Source organism: Pseudomonas sp. FH4 (genome assembly GCF_000510915.2).
GTDB lineage: Bacteria > Pseudomonadota > Gammaproteobacteria > Pseudomonadales > Pseudomonadaceae > Aquipseudomonas > Aquipseudomonas brenneri.
Genome location: NZ_AOHN01000002.1, coordinates 301,459 through 326,504, shown reverse-complemented (window position 1 = coordinate 326,504; position 25,046 = coordinate 301,459). Strand labels below are relative to the sequence as shown.

The following is a 25,046-nucleotide window of genomic DNA, read 5'->3' as shown; positions in this document are numbered from 1 at the left end:
ATTCATTTGACCGGTATCAACGGCTATCGGTTACGATCCCGGCAAACTAGGACGCTAACACCGCAGGATGCACCCATGTCGACGCCCCATCGCAGTTCGCATTTTTTCGCCTTTCTCCTGATTCTGTTGTTGGTAGCCGCCGGTGGCTTCGGCTACTGGAAGTCCACCCTCGACCGCCTGCCGGAAGGCTTGAGCATGGGCAACGGCCGGCTGGAGTCCACCGAAGTGCAGATCGCCACCAAGATCCCCGGCCGCCTGGCCGAAGTACGGGTCGATGAAGGCGACAAAGTGCTAAAGGGCCAGTTGCTGGCGCGTATCGACACCCGCACCCTGGAAGCCCAGCGCGCCCAGGCCGAGGCCGAAGTGTTGCGCGCCAAGGAAAACTTCGCCGCCGCCGAAGCCAACGTGCAACTGCGCCAGAGCGAAAACCTGCTGGCCAGCCAGGAGCTCAAGCGCACCCAGGAGCTGTACCGACGCGGCTTCGCCAGCGCGCAGTTGATCGACCAGCAGCAGGCGCACCAGAACACCGGCAATGCCGCTGTGATCGCCGCCCAGGCCCAGGTCAATGCGGTCAAGGCCGCCATCGGTGCTGCCCAGGCCCAGGTGGCACAACTGACCAGTGAAATCGAAGACAGCAGCCTGCGCGCGCCCATCGACGGCATCATCCAGTTGCGCCTGGCCGAACCTGGCGAAGTGCTCGGTGCCGGCGGGCGGGTGCTGCTGCTGATTGATCCGAATGACCAGTACATGAACCTCTATCTGCCCGCCTCCGTCACCGGGCGCCTGACCGTGGGCAGCGAAGCGCGGATCGTGCTCGATGCCCTGCCGGATCAGCCACTGCCGGCAAAAATCAGCTTTGTCGCGGCCAAATCCCAGTTCACACCCAAAGAAGTGGAAACCCGCGATGAGCGCCAGAAACTGGTGTTCCGCGTCAAGCTGCGCCTGACTCAACCCAGCGCCGTGCCCCAAGCCAAGCCCGGCATGCCCGGCGCCGGCTACGTGCGCACCGCCGACCTGGACTGGCCGGCCAACCTGCAATGAACGGCCTGGCGCTGCACGCCACCGGCATCAACCACCGCTACGGCAAGCAACAGGCACTGATCGACATTGCCTTCAGCTTGCCGGCCGGCACGCGCTGCGGGCTGATCGGCCCGGATGGCGCGGGCAAGTCGAGCCTGCTGGGCTTGATCGCCGGGGTCAAAAAGCTGCAGGCCGGTGATTTGCAGGTACTCGGCGGCTCCATCGAAGACCGCCGCCACCGCAACAGCCTGTACCCGTTGATCGCCTTTATGCCCCAGGGCCTGGGCGGCAACCTGTACCCCGAGCTGTCCATCCGCGAGAACATCCGTTTCTTCGCCACCCTGTTTGGGCTGTCGAAGGCCGATTGCGACCAGCGCATGCACAACCTGCTGCTGGCCACCGACCTGGCACGCTTCGCCGACCGCCCGGCGGGTAAGCTGTCGGGCGGGATGAAGCAAAAACTGGGGCTGTGCTGCGCGCTGATCCACGATCCGGACCTGTTGATCCTCGATGAACCCACCACCGGCGTCGACCCATTGTCACGTCGACGCTTCTGGGAACTGGTGGAAAGCGTACGCAGCGAGCGCCCGCAACTGACACTACTGGTGGCCACGGCCTACATGGAGGAAGCCGAACAGTTCGAACATTGCCTGATGCTCGACCGTGGCAAACTGATCGCCGATGGCCTGAGCCATGAACTGGCCGCCATCACGCCCAGCGGCAAACTGGATGACGCCTTCACCCACTTCCAGGGCGACAGCGCCCACGACAACCAGCCACTGGTGATCCCTCCCCGGGAAAACGGCAACAGCGACATCGCCATCGAAGCCCACGACCTGACCCTGCGCTTTGGCGACTTCATAGCGGTGAACAAAGTCAGCTTCGCCATCGGGCGTGGCGAGATTTTCGGCTTCCTGGGCTCCAACGGCTGCGGCAAGACCACCACCATGAAAGTCCTTACCGGGCTGATGCCGGCCAGCGAGGGCAGCGCCATGCTGTTGGGCAACCCGGTGAATGCCAAGGACCTGGCGACCCGCAAGCGCGTGGGGTTCATGTCCCAGAGTTTCTCGTTGTACGGCGAACTCAGCGTGCGCCAGAACCTGGTGCTGCATGCCCAGTTGTTCGACTTGCCCAAGGCCGACAGTGGCCCGCGTATCGATGAGCTGATCCAGCGCTTTGACCTGAGCCATATCGCCGACCAGCCGTCCGGCGAGTTGCCGCTGGGGTTGCGCCAGCGCCTGTCCCTGGCCGTAGCGGTGCTGCATCGGCCGGAAGTGCTGATCCTCGACGAACCCACCTCCGGCGTCGACCCCGCCGCGCGGGATGATTTCTGGCGCTTGCTGGTGGAGTTGTCCCGCGAGCAAGGGGTGACCATTTTCCTGTCCACCCACTTTATGAACGAAGCCCAGCGCTGCGACCGTATTTCGTTGATGCATGCCGGCAAGGTGCTGGCCTGCGACACCCCAGACGCCCTGCAACAACAGTTCCACGGCGACACACTGGAAGCGGCCTTCGTCACCTGCCTGGAACAGGCTCAGGGCGCCCCCGAAACCGCCACGCCGAACGAAACCGTGAGCGCCGCCAGTGCGCCACCCATCAGTAAACGCGGCTTCAGCCTGGCCCGCTTGCTGGCCGTAGCCAGCCGCGAAGGCAAGGAGTTGCTGCGCGACAAGGTCCGCATGGCCTTTGCCCTGCTCGGCGCGATCTTCATGATGGTGATCTTCGGTTACGGCATTTCCCTGGATGTGGAAAAGCTCGCCTTCGCCGTGTATGACCAGGACCAGACCCCGCAAAGCCGTGCCTATCTGGAAGCCTTCCGCAGTTCGCGCTACTTCGCCGAACAGCCACCGATCACCAACTCGGCCGAACTGCACCGCCGCCTGCAACGCTCGGAAATCAAACTGGCCCTGGAGATTCCTCCCGGCTTTGGCCGCGACCTGTATGCCGGACGCCAACCCGCGGTGGCCGCCTGGCTCGATGGCGGCATGCCGTTTCGCGCCGAGACCAGCCGCAACTATGTAGAAGCGGTACACCAGGCCAATCTCCAGCAATTGGCCGAACTCAACAGCACACCGCTGTCCCAACCCGCTGCCGCCAAACTGGAAACCCGCTTTCGCTACAACCAGGACGTGGTCAGCGTAAATGCCATCGGCCCGGGCGTGATGGCGCTGATCCTGGCGTTTATCCCGGCGATGCTCACCGCCCTGGGCATCGTGCGTGAAAAAGAACTGGGCTCGATCACCAACTTCTACGCCACGCCGCTGACCCGCCTGGAATTCCTCCTCGGCAAACAGGCGCCCTACCTGGCCGTCAGCCTGATCAACCTGGCGTTGCTGGTGGCAATGAACCGCTGGCTATTCGGCGTGCCGTTCAAGGGCAGCGGCGTGACCCTGGCGTTTGGCGGCCTGTTGTATGTGCTGGCCACCACCAGCATGGGCCTGCTGATTTCCGCGTTCACCCGCACCCAGATCGCCGCGATCCTCGGCACCATGATCATCACCAGCCTGCCGACCATCCAGTTCTCCGGGCTGATCGTGCCACGCTCATCCCTGGAAGGTGCGGCCGCACTGATGGGTATGCTGTTTCCCGCTGGTTACTTCCTCGACGTCGCCGTTGGCACCTTCACCAAAGCCCTGGACCTGCGCCAGCTATGGCCACAGTGCCTGGCGCTGTTCGGGTTTTTCCTGGGGTTCACCGGGCTTAGCCTGGTCATGCTCAAGAAGCAGGAGGCCTGATGCATAAGCTTGCGCATATCCTGCGTCTGGGGATCAAAGAACTCACCAGCCTGCGCCACGACAGCGTATTGCTGCTGTTTCTGTTCTACGCCTTCACCGTGGCTATCTATATGCCCGCGGCCGGCTCGGTGATTGGCGTGCACAACGCCAGCGTCGCGTTTGTCGATGAAGACCATGGCCAACTGTCCCGCCAACTGGCGCAAGCCCTGCAACCACCGCAATTCCAGCCCGCCGCACCACTGGCCTACGACCAATTGGACAAGGTCATGGACAGCGGCCAGTACACCTTCGTGATCAATGTGCCGGCCAACTTCCAGGCCGACCTGCTGGCCGGACGCCAACCGAGCGTGCAGGTCAACGTGGATGCCACGGCGATGAGCCAGGCCTTTATGGGCGCGGGGTATATCGGGCGGATATTCCAGCGCGAACTGCTGACCTACAGCGGCCAGGCCGACGTCGCCAGCCGGGCGCCGGCGACACTGACCACCCGGGCACTGTTCAACACCAACCTGGAGGGTGGCTGGTTCCTGGCGGTGATCCAGATCGTCAACAACATCACCATCCTTGCCATCGTCCTGACCGGCACCGCACTGCTGCGCGAGCGCGAGCACGGCACCCTCGATCATTTGCTGGTGCTGCCGCTGACCGCGCTGGAAATCATGCTGGCAAAAATCTGGAGCAACATGCTGGTGGTGGTGCTGTGTACGTGGCTGTCGCTGGAAGTGGTGGTCAAGGGCATGCTCGGCGTGCCGCTGGCCGGTTCGTTGAGCCTGTTCCTGCTGGTGACGGCGTTGTACCTGTTTGCCAGCACCGCCCTGGGCATCTTCCTCGCCACCCTCGCCCGCTCGACGCCGCAGTTCGGGCTGCTGGCGATTCCGGTGATCATTCCGATGCTGTTGCTGTCAGGCGGCAGCACACCGCTGGACAGCATGCCGCAATGGTTGCAGTGGGTGATGCAGGGCTCGCCGTCGACGCATTTTGTGAGCTTGAGTGCGGCGATTCTGTTCCGCGATGCGGGAGTGAACGTGGTGTGGCCGGATTTGCTGGCGCTGGCGGGGATTGGGTTGTTGTTTTTTGCGGTGGCGTTGGCGCGGTTTAGGAAGAGTTTGGCTTCTTGAATAAAACCTTCAAAACTAAAAGCTATAAAAATATTGCACTTAGTAAAAAATACCATAAAGACCTGTCAGTTATAACAGTAGTCCGCGACCCTCTCCGATGATTAATTATAAAAGCGAGTGCAAACTTATTGCCTTCAACATTTCAAGGAAAGCAAAAAATGATTAACTCACCGGAATCAAATAAAAACCGCTCCCAAGACAACGATATCAAACACGATATAAAAATCATTATTGACCCAAAAAAACCTCTAGGGAGAACAACGGTCACTGGAGAATTCAGTCCACATGGCTCCCTAGGAAGGATAGAGGTTGAATATACCCACAAGGACTTAATATATACTCTTAAAGCTATTAGATACATGTGCGCGAACGACACTGGATTCTCGCGAAATCCAAAATTCATAATTAAGCCCATGCTTATCCAAGGACCTGAGCTATCATTCACCCCTGTTAAGGATGGGCAATGGCATGCCTGGGGGGCGTCTGGAGATTATAAAACAAGTCAACCTAGCTTAATCGTCACCTTTACGTTTATTTTCGACTCAAATCCAGACGGGGCCTCTATAGTTGACAATAAGACATTACTACTTACCGCATAATTTTCATTGCAACCAGCAACCTAGGTTGCTGGTTTTCTATACCTGACAAAAAACTCAATCAGTTCAGCTCTATTGAATGATCAGGTTATTGAACAACAGATCCTCAACCACCGGTTTACCCGTCTCGTCACTCATCACTTGCTGCGTCTGCTTCAATGCTTCCTGGCGCAGCTTTTCCTTACCCTCAACACTGCCCATGCTCTCGACAGTCTGCTGGGTAAACAACGCCACCAATTGGTTACGAATCAACGGTTCATTGGCCTTGATCGCCGCCGCCGCTTCCGGGCCGGTCACGCGCAGGGCCACATCGGCTTTGTACACCCGCAGTTTCGGGCCGCCATCCAGGGCATAGTTGCCGACAAAGGGCGGGGTCAGGCTGTAATAGCTGACCTTCGGCGCTTCGCCTTCCTTGGCTTCTTCGGCATGGGCTGCCATCGGCAACGTCAGGGCCAGCATCAACAGGATCCACGCTTTCACAGTTCATTCCTCAAATTCGGTTGCCAGTAGCATAACGCTAGCAAGGCAGAGCACAAGCTTATGGCGACTTATCAGGCCGGGGCATGCTCGTTGACCCGTGACCTGACCCACCTACACTTATCGGCCACTACGCCAAAAGGAAGAGTCCGATGAAAGCCGTGCTGTGCAAAGCCTTCGGCCCCGCCGAAACCCTGGTGCTGGAAGAGGTCGCCAGCCCCGCGATCAAGAAGAACGAGATCCTGCTGGATGTGCATGCCGCGGGGGTGAATTTCCCGGACACGCTGATCATCGAGGGCAAGTACCAGTTCAAACCGCCCTTCCCGTTCTCGCCGGGCGGCGAAGCGGCAGGCGTGGTCAGCGAAGTCGGGGAAAAGGTCAGCCACCTGAAGGTCGGTGATCGGGTCATGGCGTTGACCGGCTGGGGCAGCTTTGCCGAACAGGTCGCGGTGCCGGGCTATAACGTGCTGCCGATTCCGCCGAGCATGAGTTTCAACACCGCCGCCGCCTTCAGCATGACCTACGGCACCTCGATGCACGCCCTCAAGCAACGCGGCCACTTGGCGGCCGGCGAGACCCTGCTGGTGCTGGGCGCATCCGGTGGCGTGGGCCTGGCCGCCGTGGAAATCGGCAAGGCCATGGGCGCCCGGGTGATCGCCGCTGCCAGCAGCGCCGACAAATTGGCCGTGGCCAAGGCGGCGGGGGCTGATGAGTTGATCAATTACAGCGAGACCAATCTCAAGGATGAAATCAAGCGCCTGACCGACGGCAACGGCGCAGACGTGATCTACGACCCGGTGGGCGGCGATCTGTTTGACCAGGCCGTTCGCGCCATTGCCTGGAACGGCCGGCTGCTGGTGGTGGGGTTTGCCAGCGGGCGCATTCCCGAGTTGCCGGTGAACCTGGCACTGCTCAAGGGCGCGGCGGTGGTTGGGGTGTTCTGGGGCGCATTTGCCCAGCGCCAACCCCAGGACAATGCGGCGAACTTCCAGCAATTGTTCAGTTGGTATGCCGAGGGGAAGTTGAAGCCATTGGTGTCGCAGGTGTATCCGCTGGATAACGCAGCGCAGGCGATTAATGACCTCGGGCAGCGCAAGGCCGTGGGCAAGGTAGTCGTCCAGGTCCGCTAGTGATTTGAAATGCAATCAATGTGGGAGCGGTGTATCAGTCACATTTTCAGTGGCTGATACACCGCAATCGCGAGCAAGCCCGCTCCCACATTTTGATCTCCAGCGCTATCAGAAGCCAGTTACGACCACAACTTATCTATTTGCGACATGTTCGTAAAAGAACATGCAATTGCTCAAATTTCCTGTGTTTGCAGATAAGAGGCGATGCTATTTTCGGTAACGAAACTGTAACATTCGCATCCGCAGTCAAAACAAGAAATCTGGAGCTCTTGAATGTTTGCTTTCTTTCGTCCTGCCGCACATCAGGCGCCCCTGCCTGAAGAAAAAATCGACAGTACCTACCGACGCCTGCGCTGGCAGATCTTCGCCGGTATTTTCATCGGTTACGCAGGGTATTACCTGCTGCGCAAAAACTTCTCCCTGGCCATGCCGTACCTGATCGACGAGGGTTACACCCGTGGTCAACTGGGCTTGGCCATGTCGGCGATTGCGATTGCCTACGGTCTGTCCAAGTTCCTCATGGGCCTGGTGTCCGACCGCTCCAACCCGCGCTATTTCCTGCCCTTTGGCTTGCTGGTATCGGCCGGGGTGATGTTCATTTTCGGTTTCGCGCCTTGGGCCACCTCCAGCGTGACCATGATGTTCATTTTGCTGTTCATCAACGGCTGGGCCCAGGGCATGGGCTGGCCGCCGAGCGGGCGAACCATGGTGCACTGGTGGTCGCAGAAAGAACGCGGCGGCGTGGTGTCGGTATGGAACGTGGCGCATAACGTCGGCGGCGGCCTGATCGGCCCGCTGTTCCTGCTGGGCATGGCCTGGTTCAACGATTGGCATGCGGCGTTCTATGTGCCGGCCACCGTGGCCCTGCTGGTGGCGGCATTTGCCTTTATCACCATGCGCGATACCCCGCAGTCTGTGGGCCTGCCGCCCATCGAGCAGTACAAGAACGACTACCCGGAAGGCTACGACGCCAGCCACGAAGAAGAATTCAGCGCCAAGGAAATCTTCGTCAAGTACGTGCTACGCAACAAAATGCTCTGGTACATAGCCCTGGCTAACGTCTTCGTCTACTTGCTGCGCTATGGCGTGCTGGACTGGGCGCCGACTTACCTCAAGGAAGCCAAGCACTTCACGGTCGACAAGTCGTCCTGGGCGTACTTCTTCTACGAGTGGGCTGGGATTCCCGGCACACTGTTGTGCGGCTGGATGTCGGATAAGATCTTCCGTGGCAACCGTGGCCTGACCGGCATTGTGTTCATGGCGTTGGTCACCGTCGCGACCCTGGTGTACTGGCTCAATCCGCCAGGCAACCCGATGGTCGACATGATCGCGCTGTTCTCCATTGGCTTCTTGATCTACGGCCCGGTGATGCTGATCGGCCTGCAGGCGCTGGAGCTGGCACCGAAGAAGGCTGCGGGTACGGCGGCGGGCTTCACCGGCCTGTTCGGTTACCTGGGCGGTTCGGTGGCGGCCAGTGCGGCCATGGGCTACACCGTGGACCACTTCGGCTGGGACGGCGGCTTTGTGCTGCTGATCGGCGCGTGCCTGTTGGCCATCGCGTTCCTGATTCCTACGCTGTGGCACACCAATAGCGTCAGCTCGGCGCGTTAATCGCCGCCGCAGCCTTTGGCACATCGCTTGAGCCGCGCCTCCAGATTCTTGTCTGGCATGGCGTGGCTACGCAGGGCGTTGACGGTCTGCTCGACATAATCGCGAGTAGTGCCGTAGCGCCCGCAAGCGCTGGCGAATACCTGATTCAGCACACTGTCGGGCAAGTTGCCAGCATAGCTGGGCAGGTGCCGCTCCAGCACAAAACCCAATGCCTGCACCTGGCTGCCATCTTCAAGCCGGCAACTGAGCCAGTGCGGCCGATACGAAGGGTAAGGCATCTCCCGCTGCCACAAGGCATAGAGCGAGGCTTCCAACTGCTCCTCCGGCAGGCGGTAGGCAAAGCCGCTGCACGAGCCGCCACGATCCAGGCCAAATACCAGCCCCGGCAACTCCGGCGTGCCCCGATGCTCGTGGGACCACAGGTACAGGCCCCGGTGATAACCGTGGACCCGTGCGCGCAGGCGCTGGGTGGCCGAACACTCGGGGCGCCAGATCAGCGAGCCATACGCAAACAGCCAGACCGGCCCACCCTTGTGCAGGCCCATGGTGGCCTGCATCGAGCTCATCAATTGTTCGTGAGTGAGTTGCGGCCCCAGATCGAGTCGCGGTGGGTAAGCCAATTGCAGAAGTTCGGATTCAATAACGGTCATGGCAGATCGCTTAGGTCTCCTGTGCATTACCAGTTATAGGCGACTTTACCGTAATAGAACGCGCCGCTGTAACCGCAAGGCGAAAAAGTGCTATAGGCCGCGTAGTCACGCCGGGCGTACCCGCTTCAGCGCCTTCCACCAAGCTGTATTGGCGGGAAGTCGGTAGCCCGACGACATATAGCTTAATGACATTTATTTGTACGAATAAATACCCTTTACGAATAAGAAAAAGCATAAGCAACGTGCCCCTTTCGTCAGGATTACTCCAGAAAACCCCGCTATTTTCAGCGCCCGTTCAGCCTTTATGGAGGATGAACCCTCAAAATAGGCCCGCGTCACGACCCATTTAGCCGTGCATTCACCGACTATCGAGGTCGCCCCATGAAAAACCGACTTTCCGGCCTGCTGCTCCTGGCGCAGGCCACCACCGCCCTGGCCGCCGAAGCGCCAGCCAACGACGACAAAGGCTTCTGGTACGCCCAGACCAGCGTCTACACCCGGCACTTTGCGCCGGACCCCGAGCACAACAACAACCAGGACCTGATCGGCCTGGAGCGCAATGACGCTTCGGGGTGGGTGTATGGCGGTGCGACCTTTCGCAACTCGTTTCGCCAGCGCTCGTATTACGCTTACGCGGGCAAACGCTATGACATGGCCGACTATCCGGTGTACTTGAAGCTGACCGGCGGGGCGATCCAGGGCTACCGCGGCAAGTACCGCGACAAGATTCCATTGAACCGCTATGGCGTGGCGCCAGTGATCATTCCTTCGGTCGGGGCTCACTACGGGCCGGTAGCGGCGGAGTTCGTGCTGCTGGGGTTCAATGCGGCGATGGTGACCACGGGCGTGCGGTTCTGACGCAGACAGACAGTGGACACCATCCAATGTGGGAGCGGTGTACGGTCAGGAGCGCGGGGCGTAGGCAAACACGTCGGCGCGCATCTGGTGTGCATCCATGCCGGCGTTGACCAGTGCATCCAGCGTGCCATAGATCATCGCGGGTGAACCGCTGGCGTAGACATGCACACCCTTGAGGTCGCTGATGTCTTCACACACCGCCTCATGCAACAAACCACAGCGCCCCTCCCAACCGCACAGGTCACTGACCACTTTGTGCAGGAACAGATTGGGCAATTGCTGCCACTGCTCCCAATGTTCGACCTGGTAGAAATCATCCGGTTGGCGCACGCCCCAATACAGATGCACCGGGTGCTTGAAACCGCTGGCCCGGCAGTGCTCGATCAGGCTGTGCATCTGTGCCATACCGGTGCCAGCCGCGATCAGCACCAGCGGCCCGTCGGGCAATTCGGCCAGATGGGTATCGCCAAATGGTAGCTCGACCCGCGCCATCTGGTTGCGCTGCAACTGCTCGATCAGGCTGCGGGCGCTGTCTTCACGCACCAGCACATGCAACTCCAGCTCCCGCCCGGCGTGGGGCGCCGACGCCAGGGAAAACGCCGACTTTTCGCCGTTTTCCCGCTCGATCATCAGGTACTGGCCCGCGTGGTAGCGTACCGCCTTGCCGGCCGGCGCCCGCAGGCGCACGCGCCACACGTCGCCACCCAGGTCCACGCACTCGCTCAACTGGCAGGCAAGTTTGCGCACCGGCAACTCTCCCGGCGCCAGCACGCCATCCCACAGCACGACGCAATCTTCCAGCGGCTCGGCAATGCAGGTGTAGAACTCACCATGGTCACGCACCTCGCCGGCCTGTTGCACCCGGCCCTCGACCAACAGGGCCGCGCACACGTGGCACACGCCGTTGCGGCACGCCTGGGGGCATTCGTAGCCAAGGCGCCGTGCACCTTCAAGAATCCGCTCGCCGGGCTGCAAGTCAAGGACCGCGCCGGAAGGTTGCAGGGTTACACGCATCAATCTATTCCCAATTCTTTCCACATCGCATCGACACGCGCCGTCACGGCGTCATCCTTGACGATTACCCGGCCCCACTCGCGGGTGGTTTCACCCGGCCATTTATGGGTGGCATCCAGGCCCATCTTCGAGCCCAGGCCCGACACCGGCGAGGCGAAGTCGAGGTAGTCGATCGGCGTGTTGTCGATCATTACCGTGTCGCGCTTGGGGTCCATGCGCGTGGTAATGGCCCAGATCACGTCGTTCCAGTCCCGGGCGTTGATGTCGTCGTCGGTGACGATAACGAACTTGGTGTACATGAACTGTCGCAAAAACGACCACACACCGAGCATTACCCGCTTGGCATGGCCCGGGTACGACTTCTTCATGGTCACGATGGCCATGCGATACGAGCAACCCTCGGGCGGCAGGTAGAAGTCGGTGATTTCCGGGAACTGCTTCTGCAGGATCGGCACAAACACCTCGTTCAGCGCCACGCCGAGAATCGCCGGCTCATCAGGCGGCCGGCCGGTGTAGGTGCTGTGGTAGATCGGTTTGATCCGGTGGGTGATGCGTTCGACGGTGAACACCGGGAAGCTGTCGACTTCATTGTAGTAGCCGGTGTGATCGCCATACGGGCCTTCATCGGCCATCTCGCCCGGATGAATCACGCCTTCGAGGATGATTTCGGCGGTGGCCGGTACTTGCAGGTCGTTGCCACGGCACTTCACCAACTCGGTGCGGTTGCCGCGCAGCAGGCCGGCAAAGGCGTATTCGGACAGGCTGTCGGGCACCGGCGTCACGGCGCCGAGGATGGTCGCCGGGTCGGCGCCCAGGGCCACCGAGACCGGGAACGGCTGGCCGGGGTGCTTCTCGCACCACTCACGGAAGTCCAGCGCGCCACCACGGTGGCTCAGCCAACGCATGATCACTTTGTTGCGGCCGATCACTTGCTGACGGTAGATCCCCAGGTTCTGGCGATCCTTGTTCGGGCCCTTGGTGACGGTCAGGCCCCAGGTGATCAGCGGGCCGACATCGCCGGGCCAGCAGGTCTGGACCGGAAGCATCGCCAGGTCGACATCATCGCCTTCGATGACCACTTCCTGGCAAACCGCGTCCTTGACCACCTTGGGCGCCATGGCAATGATCTTGCGGAAGATCGGCAGCTTCGACCACGCGTCCTTCAGGCCCTTGGGCGGCTCGGGCTCCTTGAGGAAGGCCAGCAGCTTGCCGATTTCGCGCAGTTCGCTGACCGACTCGGCGCCCATGCCGAATGCCACCCGATCGGGTGTGCCGAACAGGTTGCCGAGCACCGGAATATCAAAACCTGTGGGGTTCTCGAACAGCAGCGCCGGGCCCTTGTTACGCAAGGTACGGTCGCAAATCTCAGTCATTTCCAGGACCGGGGACACCGGCACCTGAATACGTTTCAACTCTCCGCGCTGCTCAAGTTGCTGCACGAAATCCCGAAGATCCTTGAATTTCATTAACCATGCCACCCGTAAAATAGGCGTACATCCTACCTGCTCTGAAGGCCGCTGGCAGCTTATCGCCGCGCATTTGCGCTCGGAACTTGCTTAAAAAACCGGTGAAAAAAAATGGCGCCCCTTGGGGCGCCATTCTTTCGGACCTGAAACGTCGTATTACTTACGCTTCATCGACAGGAAGAACTCGTCGTTGGTCTTGGTGGTTTTCAGCTTGTCGATCAGGAACTCGATGGCGGCGACTTCGTCCATCGGATGCAGCAGCTTGCGCAGGATCCACATGCGCTGCAGTTCGTCATCGGCAGTCAGCAACTCTTCACGGCGGGTGCCGGAACGGTTGATGTTGATGGCCGGGAACACACGCTTTTCAGCAATGCGACGGTCCAGAGGCAGTTCCATGTTGCCGGTACCCTTGAACTCTTCGTAGATCACTTCGTCCATCTTCGAGCCGGTTTCAACCAGCGCGGTGGCGATAATGGTCAGCGAGCCGCCTTCTTCGATGTTACGCGCGGCGCCGAAGAAACGTTTCGGCTTCTCCAGGGCATGGGCATCGACACCACCGGTCAGGACCTTGCCGGAGCTCGGGATCACGGTGTTGTAGGCACGGGCCAGACGGGTGATGGAGTCGAGCAGGATCACCACGTCCTTCTTGTGTTCGACCAGGCGCTTGGCCTTCTCGATCACCATTTCGGCAACCTGCACGTGGCGGGTTGGCGGCTCATCGAACGTCGAGGCAACCACTTCGCCGCGCACGGTGCGCTGCATTTCAGTCACTTCTTCCGGACGCTCGTCGATCAGCAGCACGATCAGGTGAACTTCAGGATTGTTACGCGCGATGTTCGCTGCGATGTTCTGCAGCATGATGGTCTTACCGGCTTTCGGCGGCGCGACGATCAGGCCACGCTGGCCCTTGCCGATCGGGGCGCACAGGTCGATGACTCGACCGGTCAAGTCTTCGGTGGAACCGTTGCCGGCTTCCATCTTCATGCGCACGGTCGGGAACAGCGGCGTCAGGTTCTCGAAGAGAATCTTGTTCTTCGCGTTCTCGGGACGATCGAAGTTGATCGTGTCGACCTTGAGCAGGGCGAAATAACGCTCGCCTTCCTTTGGAGGGCGGATCTTGCCAACGATGGTGTCACCGGTGCGCAAGTTGAAGCGACGGATCTGGCTCGGCGAGACGTAGATATCGTCTGGGCCGGCAAGATAGGAAGCGTCTGCAGAGCGAAGGAAGCCGAAGCCGTCCTGGAGAATCTCCAGCACGCCATCACCGGAGATTTCCTCGCCGCTTTTCGCGTGCTTTTTCAGCAGGGAGAAAATCACGTCCTGCTTGCGCGAACGGGCCATATTTTCTATGCCCATTTCTTCGGCCAGTTGGAGCAGGTCGGTAATCGGCTTTTGCTTGAGTTCAGTCAGATTCATATAGGAATGACGTAATCATTTATAGAGGGGGGGAATTAAGCTTTTGGCTTAATGAGGCCGCGCCGCAGAGAAGGCGACAGGATCGCGTACTAATCGAAAGGAATGCGTCGGCGACGGCTTGCAGGGGGCAGTGGAGAAACCAGTGCGGGGCCGAATGTACCACCTGAATTTCAGAGCGTCTAGCCCTGCTTCACGAAAAAGCCCCGCAATATGCGGGGCTTTTTGACGACGCTTAGATGTTGGCGTCGAGGAATGCAGCCAGTTGCGACTTCGACAGTGCGCCGACCTTGGTGGCCTCGACGTTGCCATTCTTGAACAACATCAGGGTCGGGATACCACGCACGCCATGCTTGGCCGGGGTTTCCTGGTTTTCGTCGATGTTCAGCTTGGCAACGGTCAGCTTGCCTTCGTAGGTGGTTGCGATGTCGTCCAGGACCGGAGCGATCATTTTGCAAGGACCGCACCACTCAGCCCAGTAATCAACCAGCACCGGGCCTTGGGCCTGCAGTACTTCGGCCTCAAAGGTCGCGTCGGTGACGTGCTTGATAAGATCGTTGCTCATGGATGTCTCCGGGTTGTAAGCAAAAAAAACGTTGCCCATCATAGCCGCCCTTCCTTCGTTCAGGAAGCCGCCGCTGATTGACTCTTGCTATCACGCGTCATCATTTTCGGTATTACCGATTCAGGATGTTGCCGGCGTGACAAAGGCGATGCCCGTGCGCAGCGCCGCGTTACGCACGTGCTCCTGCATGGATTTATGTGCCGCCGCGCTGCTGCGCCGGGCCAGGGCACGGAGGATCTTGCGGTGCTCCTGCCAGGTTTCCATGGCCCGCTCCGGTCGGATGAACGGTAGTTTCTGGCTTTCCAGGAACACCTCGGCACTGGCGCTGAGGATGCTGACCATCGCCTGATTGCCACTGGCCAACAGGATGCGCTGGTGGAAAGCGAAGTCCAACCGTGCGGCCGCCTCGAAATCACCGGCCTTGAGTTCCCGGCGCATGGCCTGGACATTGTCTTCGAGCTCATCCAGCTCCTCGGTGGTCAACGTCATGGCCGCCAGCCCCGCCGCAAACCCCTCCAGGGCATAACGCAACTGGAAGATATCCAGCGGGCTGGCCTGCGCGGTAAATGGCCAGGCCACTGCGCCCAGATCGGCCTCAGGCGGCGCCTGCACAAACACGCCCTTGCCCGGCTGCACACTGACCACTCCCAGCGCACTGAGCGAAGACAAGGCCTCACGCAACGAGGCACGACTGACCCCCAATTGCAGCGCCAGGTCGCGCTGGGAAGGCAATGCATCGCCGGGGCCGAAGCCCTGTTCCTTGATGAGTTTGCGGATAGCTTGCAAGGCCGCTTCCGGTACGGCTTGGGCGATGGAATTCATGAAAAAACCCGAGGTTTCAGTCAACAGTGGGCCTAGTTGTAAAGCTATTCTCGGCAGCCGGCAAGCCACGCCCTAAAGGGGCTCGCGCGGTTTTGCCAGCGCTCGAAAAGGGTGCGAAACGAGACCTGACTGTTCAGACCAGTCAGACCGATATACGCCTGGAAAAACCTGCCTTGCAGGCGTTTCAGGGCGTCATGGCATGGGCTATGCACTGGCAAAACTCAGAAATGTCCTTCACCACTTTCGGAGAGTTGCCATGACCAAGCGTTGCAGCGCCCTGCTCACTGCCTTGTTTGCCAGCCTGATGCTTAGCCAGGCGCCTGCCCAGGCCAATGGCCTGGACGATATCGTCGCCCGTGGCACCCTCAAGGTCGCCGTGCCCCAGGACTTTCCGCCGTTCGGCTCGGTTGGCCCGGATATGCAACCGCGCGGTTTGGACATCGACACCGCAAAGCTGCTGGCCGAGCAACTCAAGGTCAAGCTGGAACTCACGCCGGTCAACAGCACCAACCGCATTCCATTCCTGACCACCGGCAAGGTGGACCTGGTGATTTCCAGCCTGGGCAAGAACCCGGAGCGCGAGAAGGTCATCGACTTTTCCAAGGCCTATGCGCCGTTCTATCTCGCCGTATTCGGCCCGCCGGAAGCGACCATCACCCACCTCGACGACCTCAAGGGCAAGACCATCAGCGTGACCCGGGGCGCCATTGAAGATATCGAGTTGACCGCCGTAGCGCCCAAGGAAGCCACGATCAAGCGCTTCGAAGACAACAACTCGACGATCGCCGCCTACCTCGCCGGCCAGGTGGACCTGATCGCCAGTGGCAACGTGGTGATGGTGGCGATCAGCGAGCGCAACCCCAAGCGGGTGCCGGCGCTTAAAGTCAAACTCAAGGATTCGCCAGTGTATGTCGGCGTCAACAAAAACGAGCCGGCGCTGTTGGAAAAGGTCAACCAGATCCTGGTCGCCGCCAAGGCTGACGGCAGCCTGGAAAAGAACGCAATGCAGTGGCTCAAAGAGCCATTGCCTGCCGATCTCTGAGGCGGAGCTGATTGATGGCCTATCAATTCGACTTTGTGCCGGTGCTGGCCAATACCGACCTGCTGTTGCGTGGCGCGCTGTTCACCCTGGAGCTGACCGCCATCGGTGCGATCCTGGGGGTGGCGCTGGGGATTGTCGGCGCCGTGGTGCGCGCCTGGAAAATCCAGCCGTTCTGCTGGTTCTTCGGGGTGTATGTCGAATTGATTCGCAACACACCGTTCCTGGTGCAGTTGTTCTTCATCTTCTTCGGCCTGCCGTCCCTGGGCTTGCAGATTTCCGAATGGCAGGCGGCGGTACTGGCGATGGTGATCAACCTCGGCGCCTATTCCACGGAGATCATTCGTGCCGGTATCCAGGCGATTCCTCGCGGGCAACTGGAGGCGGCGGCAGCCTTGGCCATGACGCGTTTTGAAGCGTTTCGCCATGTGGTGCTGCTGCCGGCGCTGGGCAAGGTCTGGCCGGCCCTGAGCAGCCAGATCATCATCGTGATGCTCGGCTCGGCGGTGTGTTCGCAGATCGCCACTGAAGAGTTGAGCTTTGCCGCCAACTTTATCCAGTCGCGCAATTTCCGCGCCTTTGAAACCTATGCCCTGACCACGCTGGTGTACCTGTGCATGGCGTTGATGATCCGCCAGTTGCTCAATTGGATCGGTCGCCGCTATGTAATGAGGAACAGCCGATGAGTGATTTTTCATTCTGGGACATCGTGCGCAACCTGCTGACCGGCCTGCAGTGGACGTTACTGTTGTCGCTGGTGGCGTTTATCGGCGGTGGGCTGATCGGCTTGCTGGTGATGACCCTGCGCATCAGCCCCAAGGCGCTACCGCGCAACATCGCCCGGACCTATATCGAATTGTTCCAGGGCACGCCGTTGTTGATGCAATTGTTCCTGGTGTTCTTCGGTGTCGCCTTGCTGGGGATCGATATCTCGCCGTGGCTGGCCGCCGCGATTGCCTTGACCCTGTTTACCAGCGCCTACCTGGCCGAGATCTGGCGCGGCTGTGTCGACTCCATTGCCCATGGCCAATGGGAGGCTTCCGCCAGCCTGGCGCTCAATCCTTATGAGCAACTGCGCTATGTGATCCTGCCCCAGGCCCTGCGAATTGCCGTGGCACCGACGGTGGGCTTCTCGGTGCAGGTGGTCAAGGGCACGGCGGTGACGTCGATCATCGGCTTCACCGAACTGACCAAGACCGGCGGCATGCTCGCCAACGCCACCTTCGAGCCCTTCATGGTCTACGGCCTGGTGGCGCTCGGTTACTTCCTGCTCTGCTACCCCTTGTCCCTCAGTGCCCGCTACCTGGAAAGGAGACTGCATGCCTCTGCTTAGAATATCCGCGCTGCATAAGTATTACGGCGATCACCATGTGCTCAAAGGTATCGACTTGAGTGTCGAGGAAGGCCAGGTGGTGGCGATCATCGGCCGCAGCGGCTCGGGGAAGTCTACGTTGCTGCGCACCCTCAATGGCCTGGAGTCGATCAACGACGGGGTGATTGAAGTCGACGGCGAATACCTCGATGCGGCCCGTGCCGACCTGCGCAGCCTGCGGCAAAAAGTCGGCATGGTGTTCCAGCAGTTCAACCTGTTCCCCCATTTGACCGTGGGTGAAAACGTCATGCTCGCGCCCCAGGTCGTGCAAAAGGTCACCAAGGCCAAGGCTGCGGAACTGGCACGACAGATGCTCGACCGTGTCGGCCTGGGAGAGAAGTTCGACGCGTTCCCGGATCGCCTGTCCGGCGGCCAGCAGCAACGGGTGGCCATCGCCCGCGCATTGGCAATGTCGCCCAAGGTGCTGCTGTGCGATGAAATCACCTCGGCCCTGGACCCGGAACTGGTCAACGAAGTACTCAGTGTGGTGCGCCAACTGGCCAAGGACGGCATGACCCTGATCATGGTGACCCATGAAATGCGCTTTGCCCGGGAAGTCGGCGACAAGCTGGTGTTCATGCACCAGGGCAAGGTGCATGAAGTCGGTGACCCGAAAGTGCTATTTGCCCAACCGCGCACCGCCGAACTGGCCAATTTCATTGGCTCGGTGGAGTCGCCGGGCTGACGCCAACGCCATGCGACAACCACTCGACCTGCACCTGGCCCTGGAGCGTCGTTTCGCTGCGCACAGAGAACGCGTCAACCGGCAGGAATGGGGCGATCTCCAGTTGTGCCGATAGCCGTCGGCCCGTTATCGGTACGCCAGCCGCACGGGCAATCAGGACCTGCCCGGGCACAAGCCGCTCGCTGGCGTGCGCAGGCACCGAGCTCTCGGCGACCAACTCCACGGGTCGGCCATCAAGGTGGGCGTGCCGGATATTCAGGGCAAAGGCCCCGGTGGCGCCAAACCGAAAGCCCAAAGGCCCCGCAGGTACCCCACTGAACCGTACTGCCATGGGAACGGGATCAATGCACACCACGTTCAGGAGCACGGTCCGGGTACCGTAAGACTGTGCACTGACATGTTCATCGGGCGCTTGACGCATTACGCCGTAGTCGACCCGTGGCTGGCTTAACGCCAACTGACAGGTAGCGAGACTGGCCTCGCTGGCCAATAACGCCACGACGAATAAAAGACACGGATAAATCCTGCCGATCGATTTACAACGCACGGCAGGTCGCCGAAGCAGTTTCATAAAGTTTGTCATTGGAGGGCTCTGGCTCAAGGTTCAGTTGCAGCAGGCAAGGCTTCGTAGAGCCCGGTAGCTCAACACTCAGGGTCTGTTGGGGCTGGCTGTCATTCAGGAAAATCAGGCCGTCGCCCACTACGTTGGTCAGGAAGGCCTTGTCCTGGCCAAATACTGCAGCGCCCTGGGGTAACGCACGTCCCTGCGGGTCATGGGCCGTCAACAGAACCCGACGGGCGCTGACCACCTTGAACTCCACGGAATTGAACGACCCACGAGCAGCGGCAAGCGTTTGGGTGCCGTTCTTGAGATCGACACGCTTGGGCAGGGACTGGGTCTGCACTTCGAGGTGGCTGGTGCTATAGGCCGGCAATCCAGGAATGACCGCGTGACCGCGGTAGTCGGTCCAGACCGGCCCATGGGGTGTCGAGACTTTGGCTCCCGTGATGTTTCCCACCGATAGCAGGCCGAAAGTATCCTGCACCGCGTAGGGTGAAAAGGTCAGCCCTTGTCCATGAGCCACGACGCCCCCCTGCAATTGCCCGGTGTAGGTGGTGCCTGATGCGTCCCGGTTCACCCCCGCACCCACGCGGGTGTAGCGAGGCATGACGTCTACACGACCATGCACCGCCTTCTGGCGATCCGTAAGGTCGCGCTCGGTGCCCACTTCATAGTTCACATACTCGTTGACCCGTTCCGACAGTGTTGTACCGATATCGGAGCGGCCGTTGCGCCGGCTGGCGAAAGATGTGAGGCGGCGATCATCGCCAAACGGCACACTGACTTGCAGGCGCACCGACAGCCCTTCGGAGGGAAGTTCCTCGTTGACGGCATAACGGCGCTTTCGCCGGCGCGACGGACCGGTCTGCGAGTCGGCGACGAGTGCGACATCGACGTCGTCGAAACGCTTGGTCCACGACGCGAACACATGCTCGGTGCTCTGCCCGTCAAATTGCGCGTTATGGGAGTAGGTGACGGAGAGCGTACCCAAAACCGGCGCGGCCCAACTCAGTCCGGCGGTGTACTGGCGCTGAAAACGCGTGTCCAGAAGATCGTTGGTCGAGGCTGTGCCGACCTCCAGGACATCACGGTAACCTCGACTCTGGGTGGTGGCACTCAGGCTTGCCTCAACACCCGCGCCCAACGGGCTACCCAGCGACACGGAGTTGCGTGTCCCGCCCACACCGCGAACCTTATCGCGGGACCGATTGTGTCGTGCACTCACTGAAACCCGTTGGAAAAAGACACGACTCAACGTGCCACCTGCCGCGTGGTATTCATCCGTCCCCAATAAACCGAGCCCCAGGGCTGTGCCTGCACCCAAATCCCAGGTGCCGCTGCCCATCGCCACCACCGGTTGCTCCCTGTTGCTGGCGATGGTTTCCCGCACCTTGCCCAGCGCAAAGTCGAAACCAGGTTGCACGGGCACGTAGGCACCGAAAGACGCCGCAGGCACCACGAAACTGCGTTTGCCTCCCCGCGTACCGATGACACTCACGTCCAGGTCGCTGGTACCATTGAGCAGTGGCAGGTCCGTCAGGCGAAAAGGCCCTTCGGGCACCAGGGTCGAATGGATCAACACCCCGGACTGGCGCACCTCAACCCTTGCCTGGCTATGGGCCAAGCCTTCGACCACTACACCGTTGGTGCTCCCGACACGGGCGACACCATCAGGAAAGAGCTGGAACCCCGAGAGCTGGAGGCCGCCAAATACCGGGTTCCTGCTGGAAATCTGACCCGCCTGGAAGGTCGACTTCAAGGCCGCGAAATCTCGCTGGGCATAGGCGTACACATGTTCGCTGCTACCCTTGCCGTTATCGGAAACATAGAACTGCCGACTGCGCACAATCCAGTTGCCAAGATTGAAGCCCGCCTCGGTATAGGCCGAGACAAAACGGGTGGAGTCGCCGCGCGCATGGTTATCGAATCCAAGCACATCGTAATTGAGCATGGCGGCCGTACCGCCCTGGCTGAAACTGCCAGCCTCCCACTCGGGTTCACGCAACGATTGCGTAGGTACCACCAGGGACACCTCGTCACTACCGGGGCGCAATCTCACCAACGTCGCCGGGAACTCGCCAAGGAAATCGTGACACGTCTGGTCGGCCGTCACACCAGCCTGCAAGACCGCAGGCGGCACCCGCAAACCAGCTTTGTCCAGTAACCCCCGGGTAAAACACAGTTGGCCCTGGTAATCGAACCGGGCATCCACCAAGCCTAGCGCCGCGCCATTGACCCGCAGCCCGACCACCTGGACACCTTCGCGAAAACGCGCCGCGCTGCGGAAATAGTCCGAAACTTTTGGATCAATGCCATGAGTGGTCAGGGCTGCCAGGTCAAACCCTTCCCCCAACTCGATGGCCAATGCATCCCCATGATGCCCAAAAAGGGTTGCCAACCCCATGAACAGCCCCGAATAACAGGCGCCGCCCACTCCCTTGCCCACCACTCGGTTAAATCCCATGATCGGCAACATCTGCGCTGTAGCTGTCAACGGTGAACCCGTACACCGTGGCGGGCTGCAATACGACCGAGGTAACGCCCGCCAGTGGCCCCTGGGCATCAACCGCCAGTACTTCACCTGGCAGGATGTAACTGCGCGGCAAGGTTGCCAACGTTTTCCCCGGGAGCAGTTGCAACTCCAGCGCCAACCGCACCACATACGCACTGTCGTTATGAACGGCCAGGCCACTGCCCTGGCGCCTCCATTTCAACAACTCCCAGGGTGCCTGGTGCTTGGCCAACCCCTTGGGATGCAGGATCAGCGGTAAATTCTGCCGCAGGGTAAAGCCAATGGTCGCCCCACCAGGGCTGCGGGCCTGGGGAATGCCTTCAAAGGAAACACGTTTCAATCGTTGGGTCTTGAGCGGCGTGCCAGATGTATTGATAAAACGAACCAACTGGGTCTCACCGGCCTCGACCCGGGTAATCGGTGGCGTGACGATCAGCAGTGGCTCTTTATCCTCCGGTATATTCTCGATCACCGAGTGAAGTAGTGCGGGCCCCGGATCTGTGTTCTTGATATTGATCGTCGCTTCACCGTTCTCCTCATAAAGCACGACAACCGTTGTTTCGGGTTGCATACCATCGGCCACCGCCATGCCACTTGCGCAAAACAATAATATTGCACACCACGATAGCGTCACACCTATTTTCAAAAAACAACTCACTGTGTTTTCTCCGCAACGATCAAGACAAATAGCAAACGCACAGAAAAACAGCCGACAAGTCCCGAAAGCGTCATGACACTTTTCGTTTCAATATCGGCTGTTACTAGAGGTTTAGATGTAACTAAGCACTAAGGTGGCGCGGCCATCCAGCGTCACATCACGGGTGAGGTCCAGGTCTTGCGCTTTGTTAATGACCGCCATCACTTCAATGATGCCCGTGAGCTGAGCAATGGATGCGGGGGTTATGCTCGCACCATTACGCCACGAGTACTGGGTAGGCGCTTGTGCGACTTTTCCGTCACTGTTCTGCCAGGCGCCGGTGCTGACCCGCATGATCGGACTCAACGTGAGACCTGAAGACCTCAGATCTCGCAGAGTGACCGAGTACCCCCCGGTACGTCGGGACGATACAGCGCCCAACCCGAAGTTCTGCGCTTCGGTATAGCCGCCGCCGAGAATGCCAGTGACCTTGCTGCCCGCCTGCAAATCGGTCAGGGTCAGGCCGAACTTGGCCGGGGTGGTACCGCAGTTGACAACCAACGATGTGGTTTGCGGTGAGCGAGGATTGAAGCTGGTCTGGGACAACTCACCGGAACGGATAACCCCATAGTCGATGATGCCACTATTACCCAAGCTCAAATTGCAGGCTGCGGGCGTGATCGTCCCCCGCACTACCAACTGAGCAACGTTTGTTGCCTGAGCGCCAATACTTGCAGCCAGGCAAATAACACCCATCGTCAAACCCAATACTTTTTTCATGATCGACCTGTCGTTAGAAAGTGTTCAGGCATTACTTCTTTAATAACCAGGCAATTCCTTCGTCGCCATTAGTTCCTCCCTGAAACACAAAGCTATAAATAAATAACACCACGGCATCATTGCCGACCGACAGTTTCACCTTCGACTCACTCAATAAATATAAGACGACACCCAGAACTCTGTGGGACTCGTTTAAAACAACTGACTCTTTTACCACCCACCAAAGTAGTCCAGAGCAGATTAAGGATGAGCATAATTAACTACTCCTGTAGGAAATTATATAATCTCCAAAATTCTCTAAAAGTCTTTTAGTTCCCTACACCCCACTAAAGATATGTCATCGGTCATCCGGAAACTTTCCCTACATTTCCTACAAAACTTGATCAAGAGCAGGCGTAGGACAAATCACCGAGCACTACGCGTTGGCGTCAGCGTTTGATCGTGGCACGATGGCAAGGTTATCGACCGAGATCCCCTACCCATGCCGCAATCCCAAGCCAAGAATCTGTCCCTGATCGCCGCCATCGACCTGGGCTCCAACAGCTTTCACATGGTCGTGGCCAAGGCCCAGAACGGTGAGATCCGCATCCTTGAGCGGCTCGGCGAAAAGGTACAACTGGCTGCCGGGATCGACGATGAGCGCAAGCTCAACGAAGAATCCATGCAGCGCGGGCTCGACTGCCTCAAGCGTTTTGCCCAACTGATCAACGGCATGCCCCAGGGCGCCGTGCGAATCGTCGGTACCAACGCATTGCGCGAAGCGCGTAACCGTGGCGAATTCATCCGCCGCGCCGAGGAGATCCTCGGGCACCCGGTGGAAGTCATCTCCGGGCGTGAAGAAGCACGCCTGATCTATCTCGGCGTTTCCCACACGCTGGCCGATACCCCCGGCAAACGCCTGGTGGCCGACATTGGCGGTGGCAGCACCGAGTTCATCATCGGCCAGCGCTTCGAGCCGCTGCTGCGCGAAAGCCTGCAAATGGGTTGCGTCAGCTACACCCAGCGCTATTTCAAGGACGGCAAGATCACCCCGGCCCGCTACGCCCAGGCGTACACGGCGGCGCGGCTGGAGATCATGAGCATCGAGCATGCCCTGCACCGCCTGACCTGGGATGAAGCCATCGGCTCATCCGGCACCATCCGCGCCATCGGTCTGGCCCTGAAGGCTGGCGGCCACGGCACCGGCGAGGTGAATGCCGAAGGCCTGGCCTGGCTCAAGCGTAAGCTGTTCAAGCTCGGCGATGCCGAGAAAATCGACTTCGAGGGCATCAAGCCCGATCGCCGGACCATCTTCCCGGCCGGTCTGGCGATCCTTGAGGCCATCTTCGACGCCCTAGAACTGCAACGCATGGACCACTGCGATGGTGCCCTGCGTGAAGGCGTGCTCTACGACCTGCTGGGCCGCCATCATCATGAAGATGTGCGTGAGCGCACCCTCGGCTCACTGATGGAGCGCTACCACGTCGACCTGGAGCAGGCGGCGCGGGTGGAGCGCAAGGCGCTGCATGCGTTTGACCAGGTCGCCGAGGATTGGGACCTGCAGGACGGGGTCTGGCGTGAACTGCTGGGCTGGGCAGCCAAGGTCCATGAAGTGGGTCTGGATATCGCCCACTACCATTACCACAAGCACGGCGCGTACCTGATCGAGCACTCCGACCTGGCGGGTTTTTCCCGGGAAGACCAGCAGATGCTGGCGCTGCTGGTGCGCGGTCATCGCCGCAATATTCCCAAGGACAAGTTCGCCGAGTTCGGCGCCGAGGGCATCAAGCTGATTCGCCTGTGCGCCCTGCTGCGCTTTGCGATCCTGTTCCACCACATCCGTGGCACCCAGCAGATGCCGCAGGTCACCTTGCGCGCCAATGGTGACAGCCTGGATGTGGTATTCCCCGAAGATTGGCTGGACGAGAACCAACTGACCCAGGCGGATTTCGCCCAGGAAGCCGAGTGGCTGACGCGAGTGGGTTTGAGCCTGAACGTGTGCTGA

Annotated in this window: 23 protein-coding genes; 12 read left to right on the top strand and 11 right to left on the bottom strand. The window is 59.9% G+C overall.

What is annotated here, in order from left to right; translation table 11 throughout:
* Positions 1-75 precede the first annotated feature (75 nt).
* From H097_RS02320 to H097_RS02305, 4 genes are all read left to right on the top strand, one after another.
* Positions 76-1,041, top strand: a complete 966-nt coding sequence (locus H097_RS02320) for an HlyD family efflux transporter periplasmic adaptor subunit (RefSeq protein ID WP_032856966.1) — start codon at positions 76-78, stop codon at positions 1,039-1,041.
* Positions 1,038-3,755, top strand: coding sequence for a ribosome-associated ATPase/putative transporter RbbA (gene rbbA, locus H097_RS02315; protein ID WP_032856965.1), 2,718 nt, complete (start codon positions 1,038-1,040; stop codon positions 3,753-3,755). Before H097_RS02320 ends, rbbA begins: the two co-directional genes overlap by 4 nt.
* The gene (locus tag H097_RS02310) at positions 3,755-4,873 is read left to right on the top strand and encodes an ABC transporter permease (RefSeq protein ID WP_032856964.1); all 1,119 of its coding nucleotides are present in this window, start codon (positions 3,755-3,757) and stop codon (positions 4,871-4,873) included. The genes rbbA and H097_RS02310 overlap by 1 nt, the downstream gene beginning before the upstream one ends.
* 158 nt (positions 4,874-5,031) lie before the next feature.
* Positions 5,032-5,472, top strand: coding sequence for a hypothetical protein (locus tag H097_RS02305; RefSeq protein WP_032856963.1), 441 nt, complete (start codon positions 5,032-5,034; stop codon positions 5,470-5,472).
* Positions 5,473-5,541: 69 nt separating this feature from the next.
* Here H097_RS02305 and H097_RS02300 read toward each other — a convergent pair whose 3' ends face one another.
* Positions 5,542-5,949 carry a flagellar basal body-associated protein FliL gene (locus tag H097_RS02300; RefSeq protein WP_032856962.1) on the bottom strand — a complete coding sequence of 136 codons (408 nt, stop codon included), beginning with the start codon at positions 5,947-5,949 and terminating at the stop codon, positions 5,542-5,544.
* Between the two features lie 149 nt (positions 5,950-6,098).
* On the opposite strand from H097_RS02300, the gene H097_RS02295 reads away from it, so the two are divergent.
* Positions 6,099-7,076 carry an NADPH:quinone oxidoreductase family protein gene (locus tag H097_RS02295; RefSeq protein ID WP_032856961.1) on the top strand — a complete coding sequence of 326 codons (978 nt, stop codon included), beginning with the start codon at positions 6,099-6,101 and terminating at the stop codon, positions 7,074-7,076.
* 273 nt (positions 7,077-7,349) lie between these two features.
* A complete protein-coding gene (gene glpT, locus H097_RS02290; RefSeq protein ID WP_032856960.1) occupies positions 7,350-8,687 on the top strand; it encodes a glycerol-3-phosphate transporter in 1,338 nt (445 codons plus the stop codon).
* Here glpT and H097_RS02285 read toward each other — a convergent pair.
* On the bottom strand, positions 8,684-9,337 hold the full coding sequence (locus H097_RS02285; RefSeq protein WP_032856959.1) for a gamma-glutamylcyclotransferase: 654 nt from the start codon (positions 9,335-9,337) through the stop codon (positions 8,684-8,686). The two genes, glpT and H097_RS02285, sit on opposite strands and share 4 nt — an antisense overlap.
* Before the next feature lie 381 nt (positions 9,338-9,718).
* Here H097_RS02285 and H097_RS02280 point away from each other — a divergent pair, with 381 nt between their 5' ends.
* Positions 9,719-10,195 (top strand): hypothetical protein, encoded by a 477-nt coding sequence (locus H097_RS02280; protein WP_032856958.1) that lies wholly within the window; start codon positions 9,719-9,721, stop codon positions 10,193-10,195.
* 45 nt (positions 10,196-10,240) lie between these two features.
* On the opposite strand, the gene H097_RS02275 is transcribed toward H097_RS02280, so the two are convergent.
* From H097_RS02275 to H097_RS02255, 5 genes are all read right to left on the bottom strand, one after another.
* Entirely contained in the window at positions 10,241-11,209 is a 969-nt protein-coding gene (locus H097_RS02275) for a CDP-6-deoxy-delta-3,4-glucoseen reductase (RefSeq protein ID WP_032856957.1), read from the bottom strand.
* Positions 11,209-12,675, bottom strand: coding sequence for a 4-hydroxy-3-polyprenylbenzoate decarboxylase (ubiD, locus tag H097_RS02270; protein WP_032856956.1), 1,467 nt, complete (start codon positions 12,673-12,675; stop codon positions 11,209-11,211). The genes H097_RS02275 and ubiD overlap by 1 nt, the downstream gene beginning before the upstream one ends.
* Positions 12,676-12,831: 156 nt before the next feature.
* Positions 12,832-14,091, bottom strand: coding sequence for a transcription termination factor Rho (rho, locus tag H097_RS02265; RefSeq protein WP_003176825.1), 1,260 nt, complete (start codon positions 14,089-14,091; stop codon positions 12,832-12,834).
* A gap of 232 nt (positions 14,092-14,323) precedes the next feature.
* Positions 14,324-14,653, bottom strand: a complete 330-nt coding sequence (gene trxA, locus H097_RS02260; RefSeq protein ID WP_032857000.1) for a thioredoxin TrxA — start codon at positions 14,651-14,653, stop codon at positions 14,324-14,326.
* Positions 14,654-14,773: 120 nt separating this feature from the next.
* Positions 14,774-15,475: an FCD domain-containing protein gene (locus H097_RS02255; RefSeq protein WP_032856999.1), complete on the bottom strand. Its 702-nt coding sequence runs from the start codon at positions 15,473-15,475 to the stop codon at positions 14,774-14,776.
* A gap of 256 nt (positions 15,476-15,731) precedes the next feature.
* On the opposite strand from H097_RS02255, the gene H097_RS02245 reads away from it, so the two are divergent.
* The 4 genes from H097_RS02245 to H097_RS02230 are packed head-to-tail and all read left to right on the top strand — an operon-like array spanning position 15,732 to position 18,571.
* Complete coding sequence (locus H097_RS02245) at positions 15,732-16,517, top strand: transporter substrate-binding domain-containing protein (protein ID WP_032856954.1); 786 nt, start codon at positions 15,732-15,734, stop codon at positions 16,515-16,517.
* Positions 16,518-16,531: 14 nt separating this feature from the next.
* Positions 16,532-17,200, top strand: coding sequence for an amino acid ABC transporter permease (locus H097_RS02240; protein WP_032856952.1), 669 nt, complete (start codon positions 16,532-16,534; stop codon positions 17,198-17,200).
* Entirely contained in the window at positions 17,197-17,847 is a 651-nt protein-coding gene (locus tag H097_RS02235) for an amino acid ABC transporter permease (protein ID WP_032856951.1), read from the top strand. The genes H097_RS02240 and H097_RS02235 overlap by 4 nt, the downstream gene beginning before the upstream one ends.
* On the top strand, positions 17,834-18,571 hold the full coding sequence (locus H097_RS02230) for an amino acid ABC transporter ATP-binding protein (protein WP_032856949.1): 738 nt from the start codon (positions 17,834-17,836) through the stop codon (positions 18,569-18,571). Before H097_RS02235 ends, H097_RS02230 begins: the two co-directional genes overlap by 14 nt.
* Here the strand turns inward: H097_RS02230 and H097_RS02225 are convergent.
* The 4 genes from H097_RS02225 to H097_RS02210 all read right to left on the bottom strand — a co-directional run bounded on the left by H097_RS02225 (position 18,543) and on the right by H097_RS02210 (position 23,062).
* Positions 18,543-19,142 (bottom strand): hypothetical protein, encoded by a 600-nt coding sequence (locus tag H097_RS02225; RefSeq protein ID WP_082445509.1) that lies wholly within the window; start codon positions 19,140-19,142, stop codon positions 18,543-18,545. The two genes, H097_RS02230 and H097_RS02225, sit on opposite strands and share 29 nt — an antisense overlap.
* The gene (locus H097_RS02220) at positions 19,108-21,537 is read right to left on the bottom strand and encodes a fimbria/pilus outer membrane usher protein (RefSeq protein WP_032856996.1); all 2,430 of its coding nucleotides are present in this window, start codon (positions 21,535-21,537) and stop codon (positions 19,108-19,110) included. The genes H097_RS02225 and H097_RS02220 overlap by 35 nt, the downstream gene beginning before the upstream one ends.
* Positions 21,538-21,586: 49 nt before the next feature.
* On the bottom strand, positions 21,587-22,279 hold the full coding sequence (locus H097_RS02215) for a fimbria/pilus chaperone family protein (protein WP_206575966.1): 693 nt from the start codon (positions 22,277-22,279) through the stop codon (positions 21,587-21,589).
* A gap of 135 nt (positions 22,280-22,414) precedes the next feature.
* Positions 22,415-23,062, bottom strand: a complete 648-nt coding sequence (locus H097_RS02210) for a DUF1120 domain-containing protein (RefSeq protein ID WP_032856947.1) — start codon at positions 23,060-23,062, stop codon at positions 22,415-22,417.
* A gap of 481 nt (positions 23,063-23,543) precedes the next feature.
* On the opposite strand from H097_RS02210, the gene ppx reads away from it, so the two are divergent.
* Positions 23,544-25,046 carry an exopolyphosphatase gene (ppx, locus tag H097_RS02205; protein ID WP_032856946.1) on the top strand — a complete coding sequence of 501 codons (1,503 nt, stop codon included), beginning with the start codon at positions 23,544-23,546 and terminating at the stop codon, positions 25,044-25,046.